This is a genomic window from Klebsiella sp. BIGb0399, from assembly GCF_003752615.1.
In the GTDB taxonomy this organism is placed as follows: domain Bacteria; phylum Pseudomonadota; class Gammaproteobacteria; order Enterobacterales; family Enterobacteriaceae; genus Klebsiella; species Klebsiella lignicola.
Genome location: NZ_RKHT01000009.1, coordinates 37,696 through 62,158 on the forward strand (window position 1 = coordinate 37,696; position 24,463 = coordinate 62,158).

Here is a 24,463-nt window from a genome sequence, read left to right on the forward strand (position 1 = left end):
ACCCCGCTTTTTTTGTATCTGCCGCTGGCGAAAAGACATTTTATCGTTAATTATTCAAAGGTTATGTTTAATTCAAGGATACCGCTATGTACGACAATCTGAAAAGTTTGGGCATTACCAATCCTGATGAAATCGATCGTTACAGCCTCCGGCAAGAAGCCAACAACGACATTCTGAAAATCTATTTTCAGAAGGACAAAGGCGAATTCTTCGCTAAAAGCGTTAAGTTTAAATACCCGCGTCAGCGTAAAACCGTGGTCGCCGATGGCGTCGGCCAGGGGTATAAAGAAGTCCAGGAAATCAGCCCGAACCTGCGCTACGTGATTGATGAGCTGGACCAGATCTGCCAGCGCGATCGCACCGAAGTCGATCTTAAACGCAAGATCCTCGACGATCTGCGTCATCTGGAAAGCGTCGTTACCCATAAGATCAGCGAAATTGAAGCCGATCTGGAAAAACTGACCCGCAACAAATAACGCCCTTTCTCTCCCCGGCCGGTCATGCCCGCCGGGGCAATTCCAACGACAGCCGGGCAGATTATCGTCTAGCGCTGCTCATCCAGCTGCAGCGAAATATACAGCAGCAGGCGGTCGTCGAAGTTTCCCAGATCCAGTCCGGTCAACTCCGAAATACGGTTCAGTCGATATTCCAGGGTATTGCGATGAATAAACAGCGCCTTTGAGGTAGCCAGCGGCTGCACGTTATGGCGGAACCACGCCTGCAGCGTCCGACGCAGCAGGCCGTTATTATCCATCGCCTTCAGCCGGACCAGCGGACGGGCCAGCTCATTGGCCTGCCAGCCGCCGCGCAGGCTATCGAGCAACACCGGCAGCATCAGATCCTGGTAAAAATAGCTGCGGCTTTCAGGCATCCGCTGCTTGCCGACCATCATGGTGGTGCGGGCGGTACGGTACGACCGGGCAATACTCCCGGGGCCGGTGAAAAAGTTACCCAGCGCGACGCGAAACCGCAGCTGCCCGTTCTCTTTCATCCTCGCGATAAGCTGCTCAACCCGCTTGCCATGATCGTCTGCGTCCCAGCGGCCAAAAGCATTGAGCGCCGGCTTGAGAACTACCATCTCCGTCAAAGAGACGATAGCGACCAGATTGTTACGATCGGGGGTGGTCAGCGCGGTCTGGAGCTGCTGCAATTCGGCCATGGCGCTGTCGACGCCAAGCTGGCCGCTGTCCACTTCAATCATCGCGACAACCCGCGGCTGGTTCAGATCGATCCCCAAACGCTGGGCCCACTCCGTTAGCGCCGGCGTATTCTCTTCCGCCTGAATCAGGTTCATCACCAGCTCTTCACGCAGGCGACTGTCCTGCGCCAGCAGGTGCATCAGTCGCGACTGCTCGAGCATCATCTCGGCGGTCATGCACACCAGCTCGCCATACTTACGCAGCGTTTCGGGTTCGCCGGTCAGGCCAATAACGCCGACAATCTCCCCTTCCAGGCGCAAAGGCAGGTTGATCCCCTGACGAACGCCGTGCAGATGGCGGGCAACTGCATCATCGATATCCACCACCCGGCCCTGAGAAAGCACCAGCAGCGCTCCTTCGTGCAATTCCCCAATTCGCTCACGATCGCCGCTGCCGATAATCCGCCCACGGGCATCCATTACGTTGATATTGGTATCAATGATGCGCATCGTGCGTGCCACAATATCCTGCGCCATTTTGGTATCAAGATGCCAGCCAGCCATGTAACCCTCCCGTAAGCAGGGCACCAGCATAAAAGAGTTCAGTGTGCGTCGCATTGTGCATATGCATAAAGCAGGACGGAGAAGTGTGGAGTTGCGGGTGGGGTCACAGAATGAAAACGCAGGGTAAATGCGGGCAAAAAAAAGCCCCTTCCCTCAACGAGGAGAAGGGGCCGGTTTCACGGTGAGCGATTACTGCATCAGCAGATAAATCGTCGCGTCGCCACGTTGGATATTCAGCGCCAGCACCGAAGGTTTGGCATCGAAGATTTTGCGCAAATCTGCGATATTTTTCACCGGCTGCTGGTTAGCGCCGACGATAATGTCACCTTTCTTGAGGCCAATTTGCGCCGCCGGAGTCCCCGCCTTCACGTTATTGACCGTCACACCTTTATCCTGACCTTTGTTGCTCATCTCCGCACCTTCAATACCATTGAAGATGCTGCTGGAGTCAACCTGAGTCTGGTTGCTCTGCTGCAGCTCGACGGTGACGTTCACCGGCTTGCCATCGCGTACCAGGCCCAGCTGGACTTTGCTACCAATCGGCATCGTACCGACCTGAGCACGCAGCGCGGCGAAGCTGCTGATCGGTTTACCGTTCAGCGAGGTAATCACATCACCCGCTTTAATGCCGGCTTTCGCTGCCGCAGACCCTGGCATCACCTGGCTGACGAACGCCCCGCGCTGGGCATCAACTTTCATCGCTTTCGCCAGTTCAGAGTTCAGCTCGGTGCCCATGATACCCAGCTCACCGCGTTTCACCTGGCCATACTTGACCATCTGTTCGGTCAGGTTTTTCACCATGTTGCTCGGGATGGCAAAACCGATACCAATGTTGCCACCGTCCGGCGCCAGGATCGCGGTGTTAATGCCGATCAGCTCGCCGTTCAGGTTAACCAGCGCCCCGCCGGAGTTACCGCGGTTAATGGCGGCATCAGTCTGGATAAAGTTTTCGTAGTTTTCGACGTTAAGTCCGCTACGGCCCAGGGCAGAAACGATACCCGAGGTCACCGTTTCACCGAGGCCAAACGGGTTACCGATCGCGACGGTGTAATCACCCACGCGCAGCGCATCGGAGTCCGCCAGCTTGATCGCCGTCAGCTCTTTCGGATCCTGAATCTGGATCAGCGCGATATCGGAACGCGGATCTTTACCAACGACTTTCGCATCAAACTTACGGCCATCGCTCAGCTGTACTTTGATGGTGGTGGCATTGTCGACAACGTGGTTGTTGGTCACGACATAGCCTTTCGCTGCGTCGATAATAACCCCGGAACCTAACGCCATAAATTTCTGCTGCTGACCACCGTCACCCTGCGCTCCGCCGCCCTGTGCACCACCCTGACAGAATGGTGAGCTCTGGAACGGCGAACCATCCTGGCAGAACGGCGAGTTGTCGCCGAAGAACTGCTGGAAGTTACGCGGCATCCGCGGGGTATTTACCGTCGTGCTGCCCTCAACATTAATGCTCACAACTGATGGCATTACTTTTTCCAGCATAGGCGCCAGACTCGGCATCTGCTGCGCGTTGGGGGCTGAAGAGGACGTTTCTGCCGCGCTCGCAGAGAGCGGGGATAACGCCAGACCTAAACTCAGAGCCAGTGCACTCATTGCTAACGTGGTTTTTTTCATCATGTCTCAATCTCGATTTTGGATAACGCAATTGCTATGTAAGTGACTATCAGAGTCATTTTATCGCGCTAAGTTCCGGAATTAAGCGTCGGCAAAAAGTAAAAATTTATTGTCCGTCTTTACAAAACCTGTACCTATTCTACCGCCATTAAGCGACGATATTCATCCCACGCATACAAGTCCGTCATGCCGCTGATATAGTCCTGAATCAGCCGGCAGCGATAATAATATTCCATTATCGGAAACGCCTCATCATCGCGAGAAATCTTATTCACCGCCTCAACATAGGCCAGCCGATGACGCGTCGAAAGTTTCTGGAACAAGCGCGAAGCAATGGGGAAAATTCTTACCCGCTCTTTTTCCACTAATAAACTAAAGTCTTCCAGTGACAAATTGAGTAACGGCGCATAGATATCCAGAAGACCGCTAATAACGCGATAGCCCTGTAATTCCAGCTGCTCGACATCCTGATGACTAAATACATGTTTTATCGCGACGTTTTTATATAATTCCAGCAGTTGACTACAGTCGCTATCATCTTCAAGCAGCGCATGATTAAAATCACCGGTAAAGATCTTCGGCAAATTATCGATAAACCGCCGCGCCGCATACGGCACCAGTTTATTCAACGTATTGACCCGCAAATACATAAAGAACTGATCTTCAGTGCTTCGACTGAGAGAATTCGAGCGCGATTTCTCCCACGCATTTTCGACCACCTGCGAAAACAGCGAGCCTTTTTCATGCTGGCCCCAGGCCTCGTACAGCAACTGATAAAGCTGTTCGACGCTGAAAATTCGTTTTTCTACTGCATCTTCAAGATCGGCCACGCAATATGAAATATCGTCTGCGGCTTCCATAATCCATGTCAATGGAAAACGATTGTAAGGCGCCAGATCAAGTTCTTTACGTAACCGCGCAATATAGCCCTCTTCGGCTAAATAATAACCAGGTTTTTTCATTAAATAACTGTGGCTGTAGGGCAGTTCACCGCGCCACCAGGCCGGGCGCGTGTACTTTAAAATGCAGCCAACCTGCGCCCAGGTCAGATTCATACGCATCAGCGTATGGACCAAACGAATACCCTGGGCGTTGCCCTCAAACCAGCACAGATCCTGGCGAACTTTGCTCCGTAGCGTATTCAGTTCCGTCTGCCCCGCCTGCAAACGCAGCGCTTCAACCGTGCAACGATCCTGCGCTAACGGTTCTCCCGCCGCGTCATCGGGCACAAGCCGCTGTCCGAACCAGTCATTAATTGCCGCTTCGCCAAAATGGCCAAACGGCGGGTTGCCGATGTCGTGCATGAGACAGGCCATCTCGACGACGCTCTCAAACGGCCCGGTCAGCTCATCCAGCCCGTAGCTTTCCAGCAGGTGCTGCTCTTTCAGCCGACTCAGGATCTCTTTGGCGATATAGCGGCCAACCTGCTGAACTTCAAGGGAGTGGGTTAAACGAGTGCGCACCGCCGCATTACGTTCCAGCGGAAAAACCTGCGTTTTTTGCTGCAGACGGCGGATCGCCGGCGAGTTAATAATCCGCCCGCGGTCGCTTTCGAAAATGCGCAGAATTTCACGTTCCGTTTCGACGCCCTGAGGTGAGCGGTAGCGCCGACGCCAGTTAATCTTGTTGCGAAAATCAATTTTTGCCATGGCCTCTCCCGCGCGAGCAATAACGTTTCCTTCTGAGTGCATGATAGACTATGCAACTAAACCTGACACATCGCGAGTAAATCTATGAAAATCGGCATTATTGGCGCTATGGAAGAAGAAGTTACCCTTCTGCGCGACAAAATCGAAAACCGCCAGACCCTGGCGCTTGGCGGCAGCGAAATCTACACCGGTCAGCTGAACGGCACCGATGTTGCCCTGTTAAAATCAGGAATTGGCAAAGTGGCGGCCGCCATGGGTGCCGCACTGCTGCTGGAAATTTGTAAGCCGGACGTGATCATCAACACCGGTTCTGCTGGCGGCCTCGCGCCAACGCTGAAAGTGGGCGATATCGTCATCTCCGACGAAACCCGCTACCACGATGCCGACGTCACCGCATTTGGCTACGAATATGGCCAGCTGCCGGGCTGCCCGGCCGGCTTCAAAGCCGACGATAAGCTCATCGCCGCCGCGCAAACCTGCATCGAAGCACTGAATCTTAACGCGGTACGCGGCCTGATCGTCAGCGGCGACGCCTTCATTAACGGTTCCGTCGGGCTGGCGAAAATTCGTCACAACTTCCCGCAGGCCGTCGCGGTCGAGATGGAAGCTACCGCCATTGCGCATGTCTGCCATAACTTCGGCGTCCCCTTTGTGGTCGTGCGTGCCATTTCCGATGTCGCCGACCAGCAGTCTCATCTGAGCTTCGATGAGTTCCTGGCCGTCGCCGCGAAACAGTCCACCCTGATGGTGGAAAAGCTGGTGCAGAATCTGGCACGTGGCTAAGTCGCTCACCCTGGCGCTTAGCGCCCTGCTGTTGCTTGTCCCGGCGTGGCTCCTCGCCGCGCCGCGGGTCATCACGCTATCACCGTCCAATACCGAGCTGGCCTTTGCTGCCGGGATCACCCCGGTTGCCGTCAGCAGCTATTCCGATTATCCGCCGCAGGCCAGCGCTATCGAACAGGTCGCCAGCTGGCAGGGAATGAATCTGGAACGGATCGTCGCGCTGAAGCCCGATCTGATTCTTGCCTGGCGCGGCGGCAACGCGGAGCGGCAGGTGAATCAACTGCAGGCGTTAGGCATCAAAGTGCTGTGGGTCAACACCTCGACGATCGAAGAGATAATCGCGACGATCCGTCAGCTGGCGCAGTGGAGCCCGCAGCCGGAAAAAGCTCGTGAAGCCGCCCGGCAAATGCAGGACGACTACGAGGCCCTCAAAACGCGCTACGCCAACACGCCAAAGAAGCGCGTCTTCATGCAGTTTGGCTCCAACCCGCTGTTTACCAGCAGCCGGGGCTCCATTCAGGATCAGGTCCTGACCCTCTGCGGTGGTGAGAATATTTTCGCCTCCAGTACCGTCCCCTGGCCACAGGTCAGTCGCGAACAGGTTCTGGCAAGGCAGCCCCAGGCGATTGTCATCGCCGGTGACGACAGCCGTCTCCCCGACGTCGAGCGTTACTGGCATAATCAGTTAAAAATTACCCCAATTGCAGTGCATGGCGACTGGTTTGAACGCGCAAGCCCGCGTATTATCCTCGCCGCTAAACAGCTCTGCACTGCGCTCGAACAGGTCAAATAGCACCGTTTACGCAGTACAACAGCGTCATCCCGGCAGCGTTACGCCTTATCGGTACGGTAGGCGGACGCCGCCGGATTCACCATGATGAATAAAATAGCCTAAGGAACCGGGCGCGAAACGAGAACTGACGATGCTTGTCTATTGGCTGGATATTATTGGCACCGCCGTATTTGCAATCTCGGGCGTACTGCTGGCCGGTAAACTCCGTATGGACCCTTTTGGCGTACTGGTGCTTGGCGTGGTGACCGCCGTGGGTGGCGGAACGATTCGTGATATGGCCCTCGCCAACGGCCCGGTATTCTGGGTCAAAGACCCCACCGACCTGGTGGTCGCTATGGTCACCAGCATGATGACTATTTTGCTGGTCCGTCAGCCGCGCCGCCTGCCGAAATGGATCCTACCGGTGCTGGATGCCGTTGGCCTGGCGGTGTTTGTGGGCATTGGCGTGAATAAAGCCTTTCTGGCGCATAGCGGACCGCTGGTGGCGATCTGTATGGGTGTCGTGACCGGCGTGGGCGGCGGGATCATTCGCGACGTGCTGGCTCGCGAAATTCCCATGATTCTACGTACGGAAATCTACGCCACGGCCTGTATTGCTGGTGGGATCGTTCATGCTACCGCTTATGATACGTTTCATGTTCCGCTGGAAAACGCGGCGATGATGGGGATGGGGGTCACGCTGATCATTCGCCTTGCGGCTATCCGCTGGCACCTGAAGCTGCCGACGTTTGCTCTCGACGAGAACGGACGATAAACGCGAACTTTCTCCCCCGGCAGCAACCTGTGCCGGGGCGAGAATCAGACTCCGGGATCAGACGCTGAATGAAGACCCGCAGCCGCAGGTGCTCTTCGCATTCGGGTTGGTCACGATAAACCGCGAACCTTCCAGACCTTCAGTGTAATCGACGGCGCCGCCGACCAGATACTGCAGGCTCATCGGATCGACCACCAGGCCAACGCCCTGTTTTTCAATGGTCATATCACCTTCGTTAACCTGATCGTCAAAGGTGAAGCCGTACTGGAAACCACTGCAACCGCCACCGGTGATATAAACACGCAGCTTCAGGTTCGGGTTGTCTTCATCGGCAATCAGGAATTTTACTTTTTTGGCTGCGGCTTCAGTAAACTCCAGCGGCAACGCGATGTCATCACTCATTTTATGCTCCCATTGATACTTCTGGTCGGTTAAAGAATAACCCGACCTTTTGAGCCATTATCTAATACCCTGGTAAATCGTTCAAGTATTCTCCCCGGCAACCTGCTGCGCTTTCGCCGCTTGCTCCGCGGCCTGCTTTTCCAGAGTTCGTTCAAGGATAGTGGAATACAAAGGCTTACCACCAAGGAATTGCGCCAGTAGTGTTGCGCCAAGACAGGTAATAATCATTGGCAAAATGAGCTGATAGTTATCCGTCATCTCCAGCACCAGCACGATGCCGGTCAGCGGCGCACGAATGGAAGCCGCCAGCAGCGCGCCCATACCGGCAATCGCAAAGGTCCCGGCATCCAGATGATAGGCCGGCAGCAGCGGCGTAACCGCCATACCGAAGGCCGTTCCCAGCAGAGTTCCCAACGCCAGCATCGGCGCAAAAATACCGCCAGGAGCGCCGGAAGAGAAGCAGAGCAACGTGGTAATCACGCGGGCAACAAAGATAAATAACAGCAGGCCAACGGAGAAATTACCCGCCGCGGCGATAGGAATCAGGTTAAATCCACCTCCCGACGCCGCCGGCTGAATCAGCCCGAGCACGCCGCACAGCCCACCGATGGCGCCACCGATCAGCACCCACTTTTTGGTGTCGCCGCCGTGGAAGCGCTGGAACATATCCTGGGTACTCAACACCAGACGGTTAAACAGCGGCCCGATGCAGCCAAAAATCATCCCCAGAATCAGGTACAGCCACAGGGTATTGACCGGCGCATCACTCAGCTTGCCGACTTCGATGAGCGCCGACTCGCCATTAAACACCCGAAATACGATGCTCGACATAATCACGCCGGTAAAGACGGCTTTAATCGAAATCAGGTTGTAGCGGAACTGCGGGCGCATCTCTTCAATAATGAACAGGATCCCCGCCAGCGGCGCGTTAAAGGCGGCGGACAAACCTGCCGCTGCCCCGGTTGCCAGCAGCGTATGGCGAGCTTCGGGACTGCGCATGCGGAAGATATCCAGCACCATGCGCCCGACGTTACCGCCCAACTGCACCGTCGGCCCTTCGCGACCCAGAACCATCCCGGCGCCCAGGGTCCCCATGCCGCCGATAAATTTAACCGGCAGCACGCGCCACCAGCGAACCGGACGCAGCTCTTCCAGCGCCCCTTCGATCTCCGGAATCCCGGAGCCTCCCGCTTCCGGCGCGAAACGCCGCACCAGGAAATAGCCGACCATGGCCAACAGCGCCGAAAAAATAAAGGCCAGCGGCCAAATCAGGAACCAGTGATCGGCAACCTGCACCAGGGTACCGATACGCATGTTCTGCACCCAGGTGACGCTCTTTTCAAACGCGACCCCCACCAGCCCTGCCAGGGTTCCGACCACCGCGGCCATCAATAATACGGCCAGCGGCGTCTTGTCGCGCTGAACTAATCGACGGACCATATCGCCACGACGCAAGCGCACGATTTGTTTTGCTTCAAAAGTTGAGGCTGCTAGTTTCATACTCTTATCGTCAATAGTCATACAAATACGAGGTGGATATTTTAGCCTTCCGCACGTCTCGCGTCGCGGAAAAATTTCATCGGCTGCGCTTTGTTTCAATTGGGCAAAACTTTCATAACTATCCTGGAATAACTTAGAATAACCAGCAAAACATTTATCACGAACCAGGATCATCGCAATGAGCAAATCTGAAACACTCTATAGCGCCGCACGTGAACTCATCCCCGGCGGCGTGAACTCGCCGGTACGCGCCTTTAGCGGCGTTGGTGGCACCCCGCTGTTTATCGAACGCGCTGACGGCGCCAGACTGTATGATGTCGATGGTAAAGCTTATATCGATTATGTCGGTTCCTGGGGACCGATGGTGCTGGGCCACAACCATCCGGCGATTCGCAACGCGGTAATTGAAGCGGCAGAACGCGGTCTGAGCTTCGGCGCCCCGACCGAGATGGAAGTCAAAATGGCGGAGCTGGTGACGGAACTGGTCCCGACCATGGATATGGTGCGTATGGTGAACTCCGGCACCGAAGCGACAATGAGCGCCATTCGCCTGGCCCGCGGTTTTACCGGCCGCGATAAGATCATCAAATTTGAAGGCTGCTACCACGGCCACGCCGACTGCCTGCTGGTTAAAGCGGGATCTGGCGCTTTGACGCTGGGTCAGCCGAACTCTCCAGGCGTACCGGCCGATTTCGCCAAACATACCCTGACCTGCACCTACAACGATCTGGCATCCGTGCGCACCGCGTTCGAGCAGTATCCGCAAGAGATCGCCTGCATTATCGTGGAGCCGGTTGCCGGTAACATGAACTGCATCCCGCCGCTGCCTGAGTTCCTGCCGGGTCTGCGCGCGCTGTGCGATGAATTTGGCGCGCTGTTGATTATCGATGAAGTGATGACCGGTTTCCGCGTCGCGCTGGCGGGAGCCCAGTCGCACTATAACGTGGTGCCGGACCTGACCTGCCTGGGCAAAATCATCGGTGGCGGCATGCCGGTCGGCGCATTTGGCGGCCGTCGCGACGTTATGGATGCCCTGGCCCCGACCGGTCCGGTTTATCAGGCCGGGACCCTCTCCGGTAACCCGATTGCCATGGCCGCCGGCTTTGCCTGCTTAAGCGAAGTGGCGCAGCCGGGCGTTCACGAAACGCTGACGGATTTGACCAACCAGCTGGCTCAGGGACTGCTGGATGCAGCTCGCGACGCGGGTATTCCGCTGGTGGTCAACAACGTAGGCGGGATGTTCGGCATCTTCTTCACCGATGCCGAAACGGTCACCAGCTATCAGGATGTGCTGAAATGCGACGTTGAGCGCTTTAAGCGTTTCTTCCATCTGATGCTGGAAGAAGGGGTCTATCTGGCGCCGTCGGCGTTTGAAGCGGGCTTTATGTCCGTGGCTCACAGCGTCGAAGATATCAACGATACCATCGCCGCCGCACGCCGCGCTTTCGCGCAGCTGTAATCGTGTTTTATCCCCGGCGCACGGAACCCGGCGCCGGGGAATATCTTAGCGGCTCTGCTTTCTCAGCAAATAGATAAAGTACGGCGCACCGATAAAGGTCGACAGCAGACCGGCCGGGATCTGATACGGGAACATCATCATCCGCCCGCACCAATCGGCAAAGACCAGCAGCAGACCCCCAATCAATCCGGATACCACCATCTGCGGCATCGTGCGGCGGAATCCCATCATGCGCGCAATATGCGGCGCCATCAGGCCGACAAAACTCAACGGGCCGATCGTCAGCGTAGCGGTTGCCGTCAGGCACGCGGCCAGCATCAGCAGGCCAATGCGTGACGGGGTCAGCGCCATGCCCACCGCACGCGCCGCTTCACCGCCTAACGGTAGAATGGTCATCCAGCGTCGGCACAGCGGCGCCAGCGCCAGCAGCACGACCATCGCGATACCGCTGCGCAGCACCATCTCCGGCGTAGCGCTGTAGGTCGACCCGGAGATCCACGTCAGGATCTGCGCCATCCGCGGATCGCCGCTGGCCTGCAGCATCATCAACAGCATGGTGAAGGCGGTGCTGAGCGCCATCCCCGCCAGCAGCATCCGGTGCGGCGAGAAGCCACCGCGTCCGGCGGCAATCAGGATCACCAGCAGCGTCACCGCCGCTCCCAGGCTCCCGGCGGGCAGCAGCCAGCCAAACGCGTTGCCAGGGACAAAAAACAGCATCATGACAATCCCGAACGCCGCGCCGGAGCTGATCCCCAGCACTTCCGGGCTTGCCATCGGGTTGCCGGTCAGGCGCTGGATAATACAGCCGGCGACCGCCAGCATCACCCCGGCGAACAGCGCGGCAAACACCCGCGGCCAGCGCCACGGCATCAGCTGATCCAACAGTGAACCGCTCGCCCAGTGCCAGCTCTGCGCATCCCGGCCAAATGTCAGGGCAACGACGATCGCCAGCAGCAGAATCACCAGGCCACCGAGAGCAAACCACTGCACGTTTTGCCGTTCGACCAGCGCCTTGTCGCCGACATTCATCACCGGCGCGCTGATGCTGCGCAGTCGCGGCAGCAGCCACAGCAGCAACGGCGCACCGATCAGCGCCGTCACCGAACCGGTTGAGACTTCCATCCACACCCGGGTCAGCCACAGAATGAGCTGGTCCGACAGCCACAGAATGAGGGCGCCAATCAGCGCCGCCAGCAGTAGACGCGACAGCAGGCGACGGGCGCCGAGCATTTTCGCCAGCAGCGGCGCAAACAGGCCGATAAAGCCGATAATCCCCACCGCGTTCACCAGCAAGGCGCTGATGACAATCGCCAGCGTCAGCGTTGCCAGACGCGCCAGCGACAGCGCCAGCCCGAGGTTACGCGCCACGCCATCATCCAGCCCCATCAGCGTCAGCGGGCGCAGCAGCAACAGGGTTAAAATGGCGCCGCCGAGCAATTGCGGCCACAGCCGTTGCACCACGCTCCAGTCGGTTTGCGTCAGCGTACCCGTGCTCCACAGGAACATACTCTGCAGCTGATCGTGATGGAAAATCACCATCAGTTGATTCAGCGCCCCGCAGTAAAGGCTGACCACCAGGCCGGCAAGAATCAGGGTCACCGGCGAGAGCCGCTTGCCCCAGGAGACGCCGAACACCAGCGCCCCGACCAGGCAGGCCCCCGCCAGCGCGGCAAACTGCGACGCCAGTACGCCGGGGATCGCCCAGAGCGTCGTCACCGTCATCCCCAGTTGAGCGCCGGTGGCCACCCCGAGAGTGGTCGGTTCCGCCAGCGGGTTGCGCAGCACCTGCTGGAACAATACGCCGACCAGCCCCAGCCCGGCGCCAACCAGCAGCGATACCGCCAGCCTCGGCAGCAGGCTATAGTGGAACAGCATCTGGGCAATATTATCGATATCCGGCTGCCGTAACGCCTGCCACCACTGGCTTTGCGGCAACGCAGCATGAAGATTGAACAGGCTGAGGCTGAAAGCCGCAACCACCAGTACCGCCAGCAGCAGCGCCGTCAGAGGAGAAATTCGCGATCTCACGCCGCGCCTCCCTGGGCATCCGCCAGCACGCGGGCGAAATGCATCGCCGACAGCGTTGCGCCATAGAACCAGACCGCCGGTACGCGCTGGAAACGTCCTTCGCGGACAAACGGCATCGCCCGCCACAGCGGCGTAGCCATCAGTTGCGCCATCTCGGCCTGATTACCATGGTCAAAGCAGATCACATCCGCCTCTTTGTAAGCCGCCAGCCGATCGATCCCGACGCTGACGCTCCCCCAGAAGGTGGTCTCGCCGCGCCAGGCGTTTTTAATGCCAAAGCGATCGAGTACCTCCTGGAACAGGCAGTTGTCCCCGAAAACCAGCACGTGGCGAGGATCCAGCAAGGTGATCATCAGCAGCGGGCGATCGCCGCGCTGAGCAAACCGCGGACGCAGGCTCTCCATCAGCGCATCAAATTCAGCCAGGTGGCGTTTCGCCTCCTGCTGTCGGCCAATCAGTTCGGCCATCTCGTTAAGGGATTTCTGGGCCATCAGCAGCGGGCGTTTGCCGTCGCTGAAGGTGAAGCCTTGCCCCGGAGCGATACGCGCCAGCTTCTCCGCCGACGGCCCGTAGCCTGCCGACCAGAAGATAAACGACGGTTTCATCTGCGTCAGCAGCTCAAGGTTCGGCTCCGTGCGCAAACCAACATCGATCACCGAGGCAGGTAACGCGGGCTCGTTCACCCACAGGTTATAGTTCGGAATATCGGCCACGCCGTAGGGCGTCACGCCGAGCGCCAGCAGCAGCTCTACCGGCAGCCACTCCAGCGCCACTATGCGCTGCGGGTCGATAGCCGTAGCCTGCGCGTGCCGCATCTGCCACAGCAGGGGCGACAGGGCCATCGCCGTCAACAGCCGACGGCGCGTGTGGAAATGGGTCTTATCCATCAATACACAAAACTTACCGGCGCGTTACCCGCCGGATGCGGCAGAATGCCCATAGGGATACCGTAGATTTGCTCCAGCGTTTCGCTACGCATCAGCTCCGCCGGCGTGCCCTGGGCAATCATCTCACCACCGCGTAAGGCGACCAGATAATCGCAATACCGGGCGGCCATATTAATATCATGCAGAACCGCAATCACCGTTAAGCCGCGCTGCTGGCTCAGACGGTGCACCAGCGCGAGCACATCAACCTGATGGGCAATATCCAGCGCTGAGGTAGGTTCATCCAGCAACAAACAACGGCTGTCCTGGGCTACCAGCATGGCAATCCACGCACGTTGGCGTTCGCCTCCGGAGAGGCTGTCCACCAGCCGGTGCGCCAGCGGTTTGAGACCTACCAGCGCAATCGCTTCTTCCACCTTCTCCCGATCGGCGCTGCCGAAACGCCCCAACGCGCCGTGCCACGGATAGCGACCAATAGCCACCAGCTCACGTACCGTCATCCCTTCTGCCGGCGGCAGCTGCTGCGGTAAGTAGGCGACTTTGCGGGCAAAGGCTTTGCTGCTCCAGCTATCCAGCGGTTGCCCGTCCAGCAGCACATCCCCTTCCGAAGGCGGCTGATGGCGACCCAGCATTTTCAGCAGTGTGGATTTGCCGGATCCGTTATGGCCAATCAGGCCCGTCACTTTTCCAGCCGGGAACGTTAAGGAGAGAGGATGCAGCAGCGTACGGCCTGGTACGCGAAAGGTGACGCGGTTCAGTGAGAACGTGGTATCGGTGTGCGGAGTCTGTTCCTGCATAGCGGCGACCTGGTGAAAGGCGCGGCGAACCGCGCCCATTAAGTGATTAGAAACGGAAGGTTCCGGTCGCAACGACCTGACGACCTGCGCCCCAGTAGCATGCATACTCGCTGTAGCAGCTGGAGACGTATTCACGATCGAACAGGTTGGCCACATTCACACCGATGGACGATCCCGGCAGGCCAAAACGGGCCAGATCGTATTTCACCGTCGCATCTGCCAGCATATAACCCGCTACGTTGAACGATTCATACGCTTTCGGCGAGTTCGCCGAGTAGTAGCTGACGGTGTTGCCAATGTAGCGGGTGCCTGCGCCAATGGTCAAACCGCTGAGCGCTGTTTCGTGGAAGGTGTAATCCGCCCACAGAGAAGCCATGTTGCGTGGGATTTCTGCCGGGCGTTTGCCTTCATACCAAGTATCATGCGTGTATTTGGCATCTGTGAAAGTGTACGACGCAGTTACGTTAACGTTGGCGTTCACCGCCGCTTTTGCTTCCAGCTCAACACCACGAGAGCGGATTTCGCCACCCTGAACACTGAAGCCACTGGTCGGTGCGCTTGGGTCAGCCGTCAGGTTGCCATCTTTGGTCAGTTGATACACAGCGGCAGTTAGCACAACTGGCATATCTTTCGGCACGTACTTCACGCCAGCTTCGTACTGTTTGCCCATAGATGGGTCAAACGGTTTTCCCTCTTTTGTCGCGCCAGAAACAGGCTCAAAAGATTCGCTGTAGCTGAAGTAAGGGGATATCCCGTTGTCGAACAGGTAGTTCAGACCACCGCGCCAAGTGAACTTATGGTCGTTCACTTCAGCAGTCGTGTTGGTTGAACGGGTCAGCGTAGAAGATTTAGCGTAATCATAACGACCGCCGAGGGTGAGTACCCACTTATCCCACTCCGCTTGATCCTGAACGTACGCCCCGGTTTGCTCCTGGCGATTCAGCACCGCATACGGGAAGGTCACATTGATGTTCGGATTACCATACTGAGGGTTCTGCATGTCGATCGAGCTGGCAGAACCGTAGTCTGCGTCTATGTCGTTACGCATACGCATGTAATCGACACCGGTCAGCAGCGTGTGATCGACCGGGCCTGTCGCGAATTTGGACTGCAGCTGATTATCCACTGTGAAAGTGTTCAGGTTTTCATCCGAACGCACATAGGCACGGCTGATCTGACCCGGCGCGACGTAGCCGTTACCATAGACTGAGCGATACAGAGTATTCACTTCCGCATAGCGCAGGTTCTGACGTACGGTGAAGGTGTCATCAAACTGATGCGAGAAGCTGTAGCCGACCATCTTCTGGCGGCGGGACATCTTGTTATCCGGCTCACCTTCGTTGTAATCCGTCGGCAGTTTATGCGCATTGCCGTTGGCGTCGTAATACGGCACCACGGTCCCTTCGCGAGGCAACCAGCCGTAGTAACCCGCATCCGGATCGTTCTGGAAGTTGCTCAGGAAGGTGAAATCGGTTTTATCATCCGGACGCCAGCTAAAGGACGGCGCGACCGCGTAGCGGGTCGATTTTGCCATCTGCTGCTGCGCATCCTGGCTGCGGCCTAAACCGGTCAGGCGGTAGGACCACACGCCGTCGTCATCGATGGCATCGCTGAAGTCAAAGCCGGTCTGCCACAGATTATCGGTGCCCATTTTGAACTGCACTTCTTTCAGCGGTTCAGTGGTCGGGCGCTTGCTCACCATGCTGACGATGCCGCCCGGGTTGCTCTTTCCATAAAGAACGGAGGTCGGACCGCGCATCAGTTCCACGCGCTCGAGGAAGTAAGGGTCCATCGACATTTCAGAGTAGTTATCACCCTGCAGCTTCATGCCATCCAGATACTGGTTGGTGTTGACCGTTGAAGATGTGGTGAAACCACGAATAGAGACCACGTCATAGGTGGTGGAGCTGCCGCGGGTGGAGAACACGCCTGGCGTATAGGCCAGCGCTTCTTTTACCGTCGTCGGCTGCTTCATATCCATCTCAGCACGGGTCACCACGGAGACAGACTGCGGTGTTTTTTCGATTGGGGTATCGGTTTTGGTGGCAGTTGCTGAACGTTTAGCCGCGATCGTCGGTGCCGGACCCCAGGCACTTTCCTGGTCAACAGGAGCTGCGATAACGGTGATTGTTTCTTCTTTATTCGGTTCAACTGCCGCCTGTGCGTAGACAGACATGCCGCTAACCGCCGTGGCTACTACGACTGCGATTTTACGCAGCGAGTGATTTGGCTGAGCAGTTTTTGGACGCGCCATTGGTATATCTCTGATGAAAGTGAATGATAACGTAAACGAGAATTATTATTATGACCAATGCAATAATAGGCGAAACGCCGAATGCAAGGCAAGCAATATGGCCGCTCTGAATACCGAAGGATGAAATAATAACCAGGCAGTTATTGTGGGGTTAAGTGACTGTTAACTAATGTGCGGAAATAAAAAAACCCTCTGATACTTTCGCATCAGAGGGCCTGGTCAGGCGGACAATCAGTTGCTGCCGAACATGTCCTTAATCCAGCCCGCTACACCATCGCTCTTTTCCTGCTTCGGCGGCTGTTGCTGCTGCTGTGTTGCCGGCTGCTGCTGTTGCTGCTGTCCGGACTGATTAAACGGATTGTTCTGCTGCTGTTGCTCCAGCTGCTGCTGTTGCATCTGCTCGCCCTGGCGGCACAACGCATCCGGCGTAGTGGTCCAGACCGGAAGCGAACGGACCCCACCGCTGCACAGGAAGTTACCGCTGCTGTCGACACCCATATCAACCACATCTTCCGGCGCCGTCAGCGTCAACGGCGTCGGCGTCTGATTGGCCAGATAGCGCTGGTAAATCGACATTGCGCCGCTGGCGCCGTACAGCTTGGTCGGCTGGTTGTTATCGCGTCCCACCCAGGTAATCGTCACCTGACTTCCGTCGATGCCGGCAAACCAGGTATCGACGTTATTGTTGGTGGTCCCGGTTTTCCCTGCCAGGTGCAGGCCAGGATACTTCGCGCCAAGTTGACGACCGGTCCCGCGCTGGACAACCTGCTGCATGGTCCACAGCGTCATGTACGCCGCCTGAGCCGGTACCGCGCGTTCTGCCTGCGGATAGCTCTGGTACAGTACGGTGCCGTCTTCCGCGATGACCGAACGCAGCGCTGAAAGCGTCGCGCGGTTACCGCCGCTGGCGATCGTCTGGAACGCCTGGGCGACTTCGATTGGCGTCAGGTTCAGCGCCCCCAGAATCATCGCCGGTACCGGGTTAAGCTGCTCTTTCGGTACCCCCAGTTTGACCCAGGTATCGGTGATCGCCGGTAAGCCCAGCGCCATCCCCAGATTCACGGTCGGGACGTTCATCGAGCGCGTCAGCGCGTCCACCAGCATGACCTGGCCGCTGAAACGACGATCGTCGTTCTGCGGAGACCAGGTCTGGCCGTTTGGCAGACGAATGGTAATCGGCGCATCAGCAATCGAGGTGTTCAGACGATACTGATTCGGCTGGCTTAATGCCGTCAGATAGGTCGCCGGCTTCGCCAGAGAACCGATCGAACGACGCGCCTGCATCGCACGGTTATAGCCGGCAAACTGCGGCTCCGCACCGCCGACCATCGCCCGGACTTCACCGGTAAAGCGGTCAACCACCACCATCGCGGTTTCCAGATCCGGCAGCTTACGCTGCTTTTTCAATGCCGGAATACCGTCGATCGCCGCTTTTTCTGCCGCATCCTGCGCCACCGAGTCAAAGGTGGTAAAGATCTTCACGCCGGAGAGATCTTTCACCTTATCGCCCAGCTTCGCCTGCAGCTCCTGACGCACCATCTGCATAAAGGCCGGCTGCGGAGAGATCACCCCGCCACGCGGCTGCACGCCCAACGGACGCGCGCTCAGCATGTCATACAGTTCCTGGTCGATAACATTCTGCTGCTGCAGTAAACGCAGGACCAGATTGCGTCGTTCCAGCGCCAGCTTTGGATTACGCCATGGGTTGTAAATCGACGCCCCTTTCACCATCCCTACCAGCAGCGCCTGCTGATCGAGGCTCAGCTCTTCGACCGGACGGCCAAAGTAGTAGAGGCTCGCCAGCGGGAAACCACGGATTTCGTTGTCGCCGCTCTGACCGAGGTAGACCTCGTTCATATACAGTTCAAGGATGCGGTCCTTGCTGTAACGGGCATCGACGATCAGCGCCATGTAGGCTTCGTTGGCCTTACGCCAGTACGAACGTTCGCTGGAGAGGAACAGGTTTTTCACCAGCTGCTGGGTCAGGGTACTTGCCCCCTGCACCGTCCGTCCTGCGGTCAGGTTCGCCAGCACTGCACGACCGATCGAGTACAGGCTAATCCCGTCATGCTCATAGAAATGACGGTCTTCGGTCGCCAGCAGCGTATCCACCAGCAGGTCCGGGAAGCCGCTGCGCTTCACGAACAGGCGCTGTTCGCCATTGGCCGACTGCAGCATGGTGATCAGACGCGGATCGAGACGGAAGAAACCGAACTGGCGGTTGTTCTCCATATTCTCGATTTTTTCCAGGCGATCGCCGTCAAAGGTCAGACGCGCGCGCACCTGCCCTTCTTTACTGTCAGGGAAATCAAACGGACGGCGGATCATCTCAATGCTGTTGGCCTGCACGGTATATTCACCCGGGCGGGTCATGGCACTGACCTGACGATACTGCGTTGCATTCAGCAGACGCACCATCTCGTTTTTGCTGACCTGCATATCCGGTTCGAGGTTAACCATCCGGCCATACACTGCTGCCGGAAGCTCCCAGACTTTACCGTCGATGCGGCTACGGATTTTCTGATCGAGATAGACGCCATAAGCCGCAACCAGTACCGCCACGACGATACCCAGCTTGAACAACAGCCACAGCCAGGTATGTTTACGGCGAGGCTTGTTACCTTTGCCTTTTGCTTTCTTTGGCATTGGCTCTTCGTCCTCATAATCATCATCGTAATCGTCGTCATAGTCCTCATCCCGAACCCGACGACGAGTCACTTTTTGTTTTGCCGGACGCGGGGCTTTTCCCTTACGTCCGATAGGCTCGCGGTCATCTCCCGCCATGCTTTTTCTCCGCAACTTTCAGGCGTAAAAGCCTGATTCTCAATGCTTCCTCTTGAGAGAGGAAGAAGATATCTCTCAAATTCACGCCCGGGGGTGCTTACACCTGCAGGCGACCAGCTCAGTATCGCGGCGTGGTCATGATGTAAGCTTAAGCCTTAATTTCATTATTCATAAAATAAATCATCATGTTACGCACAACGCCTGACAAAAATTTAGGGCCATAGCACGAATAGTCCAGGCCACACAGGATAGCACTAAACCGGAGCTGGCTTAACCAGCATTTTACGCCCTCATAGCGTGACAAAATCGAAAATATTATGTTTTTTAATAACATAAAAATATTACAGGCAGTACATCATCGCGGCATACCACCCGGACGCTGCCGGTCGCTAAAAACGGCGCCGCCGTTAAATATTATATTCAGATAGTCGCCGGTAATATTCGGCCAGAAGTAAAGCGAAACTTTAAGCCATTCAGGGATAAAAATGAGAGCGCCTTAACAAATATATATAATAATATTTCCTGATGACAGCCTGGAAATATTTGTTAAACTGTCAGCCAGTTAACCTGACCTGTTTAATATATTATGCGAACTTCCATTATATTTCCGCTTCTGATGATTAGCGCGCTGGCAGGTTGCCAGCAGAACCGTTCGTCTACGCTCAGTCCCACCGTCAGCAATGAAGCCCAGCTGGAGCAGCTCTCCTCGGTGGCGGCCGGTGCGCGCTATCTGAAAAACAAATGCAGCCGAAGCGATCTCCCAGCGGATGAAACTATCGATCGCGCCGCGTGGAATGTCGGTAAAAAAAGGGGATGGGATAATATTGATTACGCCACGCTTAGCCAGCGCAGCACGCAAATGTACCAACAACTCCAGCAGGACAGTACGCCGGAAACCACTAAGTGCAACCAATTTAATCGTCAGCTCGCACCGTTTATTGCCAGCCTACGTCAGCAATAAAATGCCGATATAAGTAAATTGTTTTTTATTTCGCGCCGATTTATTCCCCTTGCGGACTCTCTTCAATAATGCCTCCTGGCCAGTCGTCCAACGCCGCCAGGGTGAACGTTTTGCCGTTAAAGCTGAACAGCGTGACATCTTGCTGAATCTGCTCGATCACCAGGTTTGGCAGCGGCGACTCCCCCTCTTTCCAGGATTGACCATTTAACACGATACTGCGCTTATCCGCTGATGAGGCGTAGACATGTGCGCTGTAGCGTAGCGCCGGCAGATTATCATCCTCAACAATGCGCTCCGTCTGCGGTTGTGGTGGCGTTTTCTCAGGTGACGGAGCCGGCTGCGGCTGACGCGTTTTCGGCGCTGGATGTGTCATCGGAACCAGCGCCGCATGCGCCACCGGCACCATCAACGCTGGCGCCACAGCGGTATTGCGCCACTGCTCGCCCGCAAACCAGCCGAGGGCAATCAGCAGCACCGCATAGACCGGCACGGTCAGGTACGGCACCTGCACCATACGCCCGACCACCAGCGGCGGTTCCTCCGCCTCAGGCGCCAGTAACGCAGGCACACGACAGGTTTTCTCATCAGGCACGACCACAGGCTCTCCTTAATCGCTAAAACGATAGCCCGGCAACGATCGCCGGGCTATCTGGCGCAGTTTGCAACACGTTGCAAGCCACCCCCAGGTTACTGCATTACTTACTGCTCACCGGCAGGCCAGTTCCCTGGGCATCGCCCTGCGGTTTTTCCAGAACCACCACGGACCAGGCTGGCAGCGTAATCGCGCCATTGGCGGCAATCTCCACGCCGCTCGCCAGCGAAGCGTCACCAGCCGCCTGTTGAATGGCGCTCAGTTGCAGATTCTCACCGGCAAAGTCATCGAGAGTCCGGCTTTCAGGTGCGGCGTTAATCGCCACCACCAGGCCATCCACCCGACTATCAAGGCTCGTCCCCGCCTGCACGCCATCGTCGATTGTCATGATCAGCAGACCAGCCAGCTGTTCAGGTCCGGTGTTGCGGAAATCAACGCGCTTCATGACCGCGCTTCCGTCACCTAAAGTAAACAGCGGGGAGGATTTACGCAGCTGAGTCAGCTCCTGATAGAAAGCGGTCATCTGCTGCAGTTCCGCCTCGCCCGGCGTGGCGACCATCTCTTTCACGCGGGAAATCAGGTCGTAGTTATCACCATCGTCGCTGCTGCGCGGCATCCCGACGTTAAAGTTATTATCCTGCATCGCGTAATCCACGCGGTTAAACCAATCGCCGGAGTCATAGGAATCGCGGGTGAAGGATTTCGAGCGCAGCAGTTCCGAACCTTGCTGATCGAAAGCAATCCCCTGACCCAGCATCACCGTCGCCAGCGATACCGCCTGCATCCGCACCCGGGTATTCAGATCGGCCTGCTGCGCGGCTTTGTAGGTGATCATATCCCACAGGGTTTGGTTATCATGCTTGGAGACATAGTTAACCACTTCCGTCGGGTCAGCCGCATAGCCGCCAGGCGCGCCGTTGTAGTCAATCTCGCTGCCTTTTTTCACCGCACCGTCTTTATCAATCAGGATAAAGTCGGCGAGGTTGCCGGCCATGCCGAGGCGGGTCAGATCCGCCAGGTGGCGCGCATCGTCTTCACTCTGCTGGGTCAGCTCGTTAGGCAGGATCCCGGCACCGCTGCCGATACCCTGGTTCTGACGCAGCGCATCGCCGGAGTCAAATGGACCACCGCCACGCACCGCGTCACGCAGGCGATCGGAGAAGGTCCCGATGCCGGTTCCTTTCAGGTTGATTTGCGACGCGATATCAAAGCGGTCGCCCTGGCTTGAATCCCAGCCTTCACCGAAGAAGTAGATATCCGGATTTAACGCTTTCACGCGATCCCACGCCGACAGAATCTGCGCTTTCGGGTGGTAGCCCATTAAGTCGAAACGGAAGGCGTCGATCTTATAGTCGGTGGTCCATACCGCCAGAGAATCGGCGATCAGCTTGGCAAACATGCGGTGCTCCGGCGCAGAATCCGAGCAGCAGGTCGCCGACTCAACGCTACCGGTGGTTTCGTTGAGACGCTGATAGTACCAGGGGACAATTTTATCCAGCACCGATGTGCGGTCAGTTGGCCCCGCAGCATTGGTATGGTTATACACGACGTCCATAATGACGTTCATCCCCAGATCCTGCTTGATCGCCTGAATCATGGTGCGGAACTCTTTAATACGCGTGGTTCCTTCCGGGTTGGTCGCATACGATCCTTCCGGCACCGTATAGTGGAACGGATCGTAACCCCAGTTATAGGAGTCCGTCTGCGCCACCAGCGTATTCAAAGCCTGCACCTGCGGATTGTCCTGACTGTCGTTCTGCTTCAGCTGGTTGAGCACCTCTTCAACGGTGGAACCGCTTGCGCAATAGCCGGCAAATTCGCTGCTCTTCACCGCGCTGTTCACCTCGCACAGATGGCTGAACGGTTGCTGAATATCGGCGACTTTATCGCTGAACTCATTAACCGTCGCCAGATCGAAGACCGGCAGCAGCTCAACGTGGGTCACCCCTGCGCTGGAGAGCTTTTTCAGATGCTGCACCATATTGCTGTCCTGCGCGGTGAGCGCGAGATATTTACCGCGCAGCTCGGCCGGCACGGTCTGATCCCAGGCAGACAGATCGCGAATATGCGATTCATGGATCGTCATTTTGGCGAGGTCGGCCTTGGTTTTCTGGGCATGAGGCATCGCCAGGCTATCCCAGCCTTCCGGCTTGAGATCGCTGTCGTTAAGGTCAACGACCTGACTGTATTCCGAGTTCGTCGACAGGCTATGGGAGTACGGGTCGGTGACTTCGTACTGCTCAACCTGCCGCGACTGCGGATGGTAGACCGTCAGCGCATAGCGGTAGAACGCCCCTTTCAGGTCGCTGCCGCCCTGCCACGCCCAGGAGCCGGAGGCGCTGTCGCGGGTCATCGGATGGCTGGCCAGCACTTTTTTGTCGGCACTGTAGATAACCAGATCGACCTGCTGCGCGGTCGGCGCCCACAGGCGGAAATTGACCCCGCCGCTCTCAATCTGCGCGCCGTAGCTCAGCGCTTCGGCTGCCGACGCATAGGTATCATCCAGCACGCCTGCCGTTTGAACCTGGGTGGCAGAGATCAGCACCCCATCTTCCTCCGCGGCAATCGCCACGGTTTCGCCTTGCAGCAGCTCATCGGTTTTGGCGTCATCCGGCAACTTAAACGCCGCATAGCCGGAAAGCTGCGGGAAGCGCATGCTGACCTGCTGGCTGATGGTGGTTGGCGTCAGCTTCAGGTAGCTGTCGGTAAATTTCCCTTCGCTATCCGCCGCCACTTTGCTGCTGTGGCTGTAGTACAACCGCACGATGGGTTTATCTTCACCCGCCGGCCACAGCAGCGTCGTTTTATCGACCCAGTGGGCTTCGGCAAGCGCCACGCCGAAGGCTGCGCGAAACGCCTCGGCGCGGGAGTCGTAGAGCGAGCCGCTGCCGGCAATGACCGAGACCGTACGATCGGTAAAGTCACCAAACGAGACCTGCAGATCGCTGTCGATCAGTTTGTTGGTGCCATCCCGGACGATGACGTTGATACAACCGCTCTCTTTATTCAGCGGAATAACCCAGTACGGGCCGTATTTATCGCTACCGGCCGGGGTGGTGCTGACGTCATTCCAGTCGGCAACTGGCGAGCTTAACGCGTCGCAGGTTTCATTATTCCAGAGATAGAGGTTCTTACTGCTGTAATCCACCGTGCCCGTTCCGGTGATACCCGCGATATCGACCAGGTGGATGACCGCCTGGTTCGCCGTCGCCGTGGCGGCTTCGCCAGGCACCGCCACATCGGGTAAACGGACAACGACATCCTGATTATCAGGATTGCCAGGGTTATCAGGTGAGCCAGAGGAAGAAGATGAAGAACTATTATCGCAGCCGCTAAGTAAAATCAACGAGCCAAGGAATAGGGCATTACAGGTATATCTGAGCATTCGATAGTCCCTAATATGCTTAATAATTTATGGAGGGTAAGAAAGATGTTTATCTGTGAAGCGTCGCAATTAGATATTTTTGTTTTCTCCGGTTCAATCATCCA

General features: G+C 56.9%; 18 protein-coding genes. 6 read left to right on the forward strand and 12 right to left on the reverse strand.

Annotated elements, in window-relative coordinates; all coding sequences use genetic code 11:
- The first annotated feature begins 86 nt into the window (after positions 1 to 86).
- Positions 87 to 476, forward strand: a complete 390-nt coding sequence (locus tag EDF82_RS20880) for a DUF3461 family protein (RefSeq protein ID WP_004858100.1) — start codon at positions 87 to 89, stop codon at positions 474 to 476.
- Positions 477 to 544: 68 nt separating this feature from the next.
- Here EDF82_RS20880 and cdaR read toward each other — a convergent pair whose 3' ends face one another.
- From cdaR to dgt, 3 genes are all read right to left on the reverse strand, one after another.
- Positions 545 to 1,702: a DNA-binding transcriptional regulator CdaR gene (cdaR, locus tag EDF82_RS20885; RefSeq protein WP_123757416.1), complete on the reverse strand. Its 1,158-nt coding sequence runs from the start codon at positions 1,700 to 1,702 to the stop codon at positions 545 to 547.
- A 189-nt stretch (positions 1,703 to 1,891) separates the two neighbouring features.
- Entirely contained in the window at positions 1,892 to 3,331 is a 1,440-nt protein-coding gene (gene degP, locus EDF82_RS20890; protein WP_123757417.1) for a serine endoprotease DegP, read from the reverse strand.
- A gap of 134 nt (positions 3,332 to 3,465) precedes the next feature.
- A complete protein-coding gene (gene dgt, locus EDF82_RS20895; RefSeq protein WP_123757418.1) occupies positions 3,466 to 4,980 on the reverse strand; it encodes a dGTPase in 1,515 nt (504 codons plus the stop codon).
- An 84-nt stretch (positions 4,981 to 5,064) separates the two neighbouring features.
- Between dgt and mtnN the strand changes: the two genes are divergently transcribed.
- The 3 genes from mtnN (at position 5,065) to EDF82_RS20910 (ending at position 7,310) form a co-directional block, all read left to right on the forward strand.
- Positions 5,065 to 5,763: a 5'-methylthioadenosine/S-adenosylhomocysteine nucleosidase gene (gene mtnN / locus EDF82_RS20900; protein WP_123757419.1), complete on the forward strand. Its 699-nt coding sequence runs from the start codon at positions 5,065 to 5,067 to the stop codon at positions 5,761 to 5,763.
- Entirely contained in the window at positions 5,756 to 6,556 is an 801-nt protein-coding gene (gene btuF, locus EDF82_RS20905) for a vitamin B12 ABC transporter substrate-binding protein BtuF (protein WP_123757420.1), read from the forward strand. The genes mtnN and btuF overlap by 8 nt, the downstream gene beginning before the upstream one ends.
- A 130-nt stretch (positions 6,557 to 6,686) precedes the next feature.
- The gene (locus EDF82_RS20910; RefSeq protein ID WP_123757421.1) at positions 6,687 to 7,310 is read left to right on the forward strand and encodes a TRIC cation channel family protein; all 624 of its coding nucleotides are present in this window, start codon (positions 6,687 to 6,689) and stop codon (positions 7,308 to 7,310) included.
- Between the two features lie 57 nt (positions 7,311 to 7,367).
- Here the strand turns inward: EDF82_RS20910 and erpA are convergent, their stop codons facing one another.
- The gene (erpA, locus tag EDF82_RS20915; protein ID WP_123757422.1) at positions 7,368 to 7,712 is read right to left on the reverse strand and encodes an iron-sulfur cluster insertion protein ErpA; all 345 of its coding nucleotides are present in this window, start codon (positions 7,710 to 7,712) and stop codon (positions 7,368 to 7,370) included.
- Positions 7,713 to 7,793: 81 nt separating this feature from the next.
- Entirely contained in the window at positions 7,794 to 9,212 is a 1,419-nt protein-coding gene (gene clcA / locus EDF82_RS20920) for a H(+)/Cl(-) exchange transporter ClcA (RefSeq protein ID WP_123757696.1), read from the reverse strand.
- A 178-nt stretch (positions 9,213 to 9,390) separates the two neighbouring features.
- Between clcA and hemL the strand changes: the two genes are divergently transcribed.
- The gene (hemL, locus tag EDF82_RS20925) at positions 9,391 to 10,671 is read left to right on the forward strand and encodes a glutamate-1-semialdehyde 2,1-aminomutase (protein ID WP_123757423.1); all 1,281 of its coding nucleotides are present in this window, start codon (positions 9,391 to 9,393) and stop codon (positions 10,669 to 10,671) included.
- A 45-nt stretch (positions 10,672 to 10,716) separates the two neighbouring features.
- On the opposite strand, the gene fhuB is transcribed toward hemL, so the two are convergent.
- From fhuB to mrcB, 5 genes are all read right to left on the reverse strand, one after another.
- Complete coding sequence (gene fhuB / locus EDF82_RS20930) at positions 10,717 to 12,699, reverse strand: Fe(3+)-hydroxamate ABC transporter permease FhuB (RefSeq protein WP_123757424.1); 1,983 nt, start codon at positions 12,697 to 12,699, stop codon at positions 10,717 to 10,719.
- Positions 12,696 to 13,586 (reverse strand): Fe(3+)-hydroxamate ABC transporter substrate-binding protein FhuD, encoded by an 891-nt coding sequence (fhuD, locus tag EDF82_RS20935; RefSeq protein ID WP_123757425.1) that lies wholly within the window; start codon positions 13,584 to 13,586, stop codon positions 12,696 to 12,698. Before fhuD ends, fhuB begins: the two co-directional genes overlap by 4 nt.
- Complete coding sequence (fhuC, locus tag EDF82_RS20940; RefSeq protein WP_123757697.1) at positions 13,586 to 14,383, reverse strand: Fe3+-hydroxamate ABC transporter ATP-binding protein FhuC; 798 nt, start codon at positions 14,381 to 14,383, stop codon at positions 13,586 to 13,588. Before fhuC ends, fhuD begins: the two co-directional genes overlap by 1 nt.
- 46 nt (positions 14,384 to 14,429) lie before the next feature.
- The gene (fhuA, locus tag EDF82_RS20945; RefSeq protein ID WP_123757426.1) at positions 14,430 to 16,637 is read right to left on the reverse strand and encodes a ferrichrome porin FhuA; all 2,208 of its coding nucleotides are present in this window, start codon (positions 16,635 to 16,637) and stop codon (positions 14,430 to 14,432) included.
- A gap of 231 nt (positions 16,638 to 16,868) precedes the next feature.
- The gene (gene mrcB / locus EDF82_RS20950) at positions 16,869 to 19,421 is read right to left on the reverse strand and encodes a bifunctional glycosyl transferase/transpeptidase (RefSeq protein WP_123757427.1); all 2,553 of its coding nucleotides are present in this window, start codon (positions 19,419 to 19,421) and stop codon (positions 16,869 to 16,871) included.
- Between the two features lie 586 nt (positions 19,422 to 20,007).
- Between mrcB and gspS the strand changes: the two genes are divergently transcribed.
- On the forward strand, positions 20,008 to 20,382 hold the full coding sequence (gene gspS / locus EDF82_RS20960; protein WP_123757429.1) for a type II secretion system pilot lipoprotein GspS: 375 nt from the start codon (positions 20,008 to 20,010) through the stop codon (positions 20,380 to 20,382).
- Positions 20,383 to 20,422: 40 nt separating this feature from the next.
- Here the strand turns inward: gspS and gspB are convergent, their stop codons facing one another.
- On the reverse strand, positions 20,423 to 20,980 hold the full coding sequence (gene gspB / locus EDF82_RS20965) for a type II secretion system assembly factor GspB (RefSeq protein WP_370453892.1): 558 nt from the start codon (positions 20,978 to 20,980) through the stop codon (positions 20,423 to 20,425).
- A 97-nt stretch (positions 20,981 to 21,077) separates the two neighbouring features.
- Complete coding sequence (pulA, locus tag EDF82_RS20970) at positions 21,078 to 24,359, reverse strand: pullulanase-type alpha-1,6-glucosidase (protein ID WP_123757430.1); 3,282 nt, start codon at positions 24,357 to 24,359, stop codon at positions 21,078 to 21,080.
- Positions 24,360 to 24,463 lie beyond the last annotated feature (104 nt).

Bases quoted from the DNA above. Each gene is read 5' to 3' on its own strand.
- EDF82_RS20880 (WP_004858100.1), top strand. From the start codon at position 87: ATGTACGACAATCTGAAAAGTTTGGGCATTACCAATCCTGATGAAATC.
- cdaR (WP_123757416.1), bottom strand. From the start codon at position 1,702: ATGGCTGGCTGGCATCTTGATACCAAAATGGCGCAGGATATTGTGGCA.
- degP (WP_123757417.1), bottom strand. From the start codon at position 3,331: ATGAAAAAAACCACGTTAGCAATGAGTGCACTGGCTCTGAGTTTAGGT.
- dgt (WP_123757418.1), bottom strand. From the start codon at position 4,980: ATGGCAAAAATTGATTTTCGCAACAAGATTAACTGGCGTCGGCGCTAC.
- mtnN (WP_123757419.1), top strand. From the start codon at position 5,065: ATGAAAATCGGCATTATTGGCGCTATGGAAGAAGAAGTTACCCTTCTG.
- EDF82_RS20910 (WP_123757421.1), top strand. From the start codon at position 6,687: ATGCTTGTCTATTGGCTGGATATTATTGGCACCGCCGTATTTGCAATC.
- erpA (WP_123757422.1), bottom strand. From the start codon at position 7,712: ATGAGTGATGACATCGCGTTGCCGCTGGAGTTTACTGAAGCCGCAGCC.
- clcA (WP_123757696.1), bottom strand. From the start codon at position 9,212: ATGAAACTAGCAGCCTCAACTTTTGAAGCAAAACAAATCGTGCGCTTG.
- hemL (WP_123757423.1), top strand. From the start codon at position 9,391: ATGAGCAAATCTGAAACACTCTATAGCGCCGCACGTGAACTCATCCCC.
- fhuD (WP_123757425.1), bottom strand. From the start codon at position 13,586: ATGGATAAGACCCATTTCCACACGCGCCGTCGGCTGTTGACGGCGATG.
- fhuC (WP_123757697.1), bottom strand. From the start codon at position 14,383: ATGCAGGAACAGACTCCGCACACCGATACCACGTTCTCACTGAACCGC.
- fhuA (WP_123757426.1), bottom strand. From the start codon at position 16,637: ATGGCGCGTCCAAAAACTGCTCAGCCAAATCACTCGCTGCGTAAAATC.
- mrcB (WP_123757427.1), bottom strand. From the start codon at position 19,421: ATGGCGGGAGATGACCGCGAGCCTATCGGACGTAAGGGAAAAGCCCCG.
- gspS (WP_123757429.1), top strand. From the start codon at position 20,008: ATGCGAACTTCCATTATATTTCCGCTTCTGATGATTAGCGCGCTGGCA.
- pulA (WP_123757430.1), bottom strand. From the start codon at position 24,359: ATGCTCAGATATACCTGTAATGCCCTATTCCTTGGCTCGTTGATTTTA.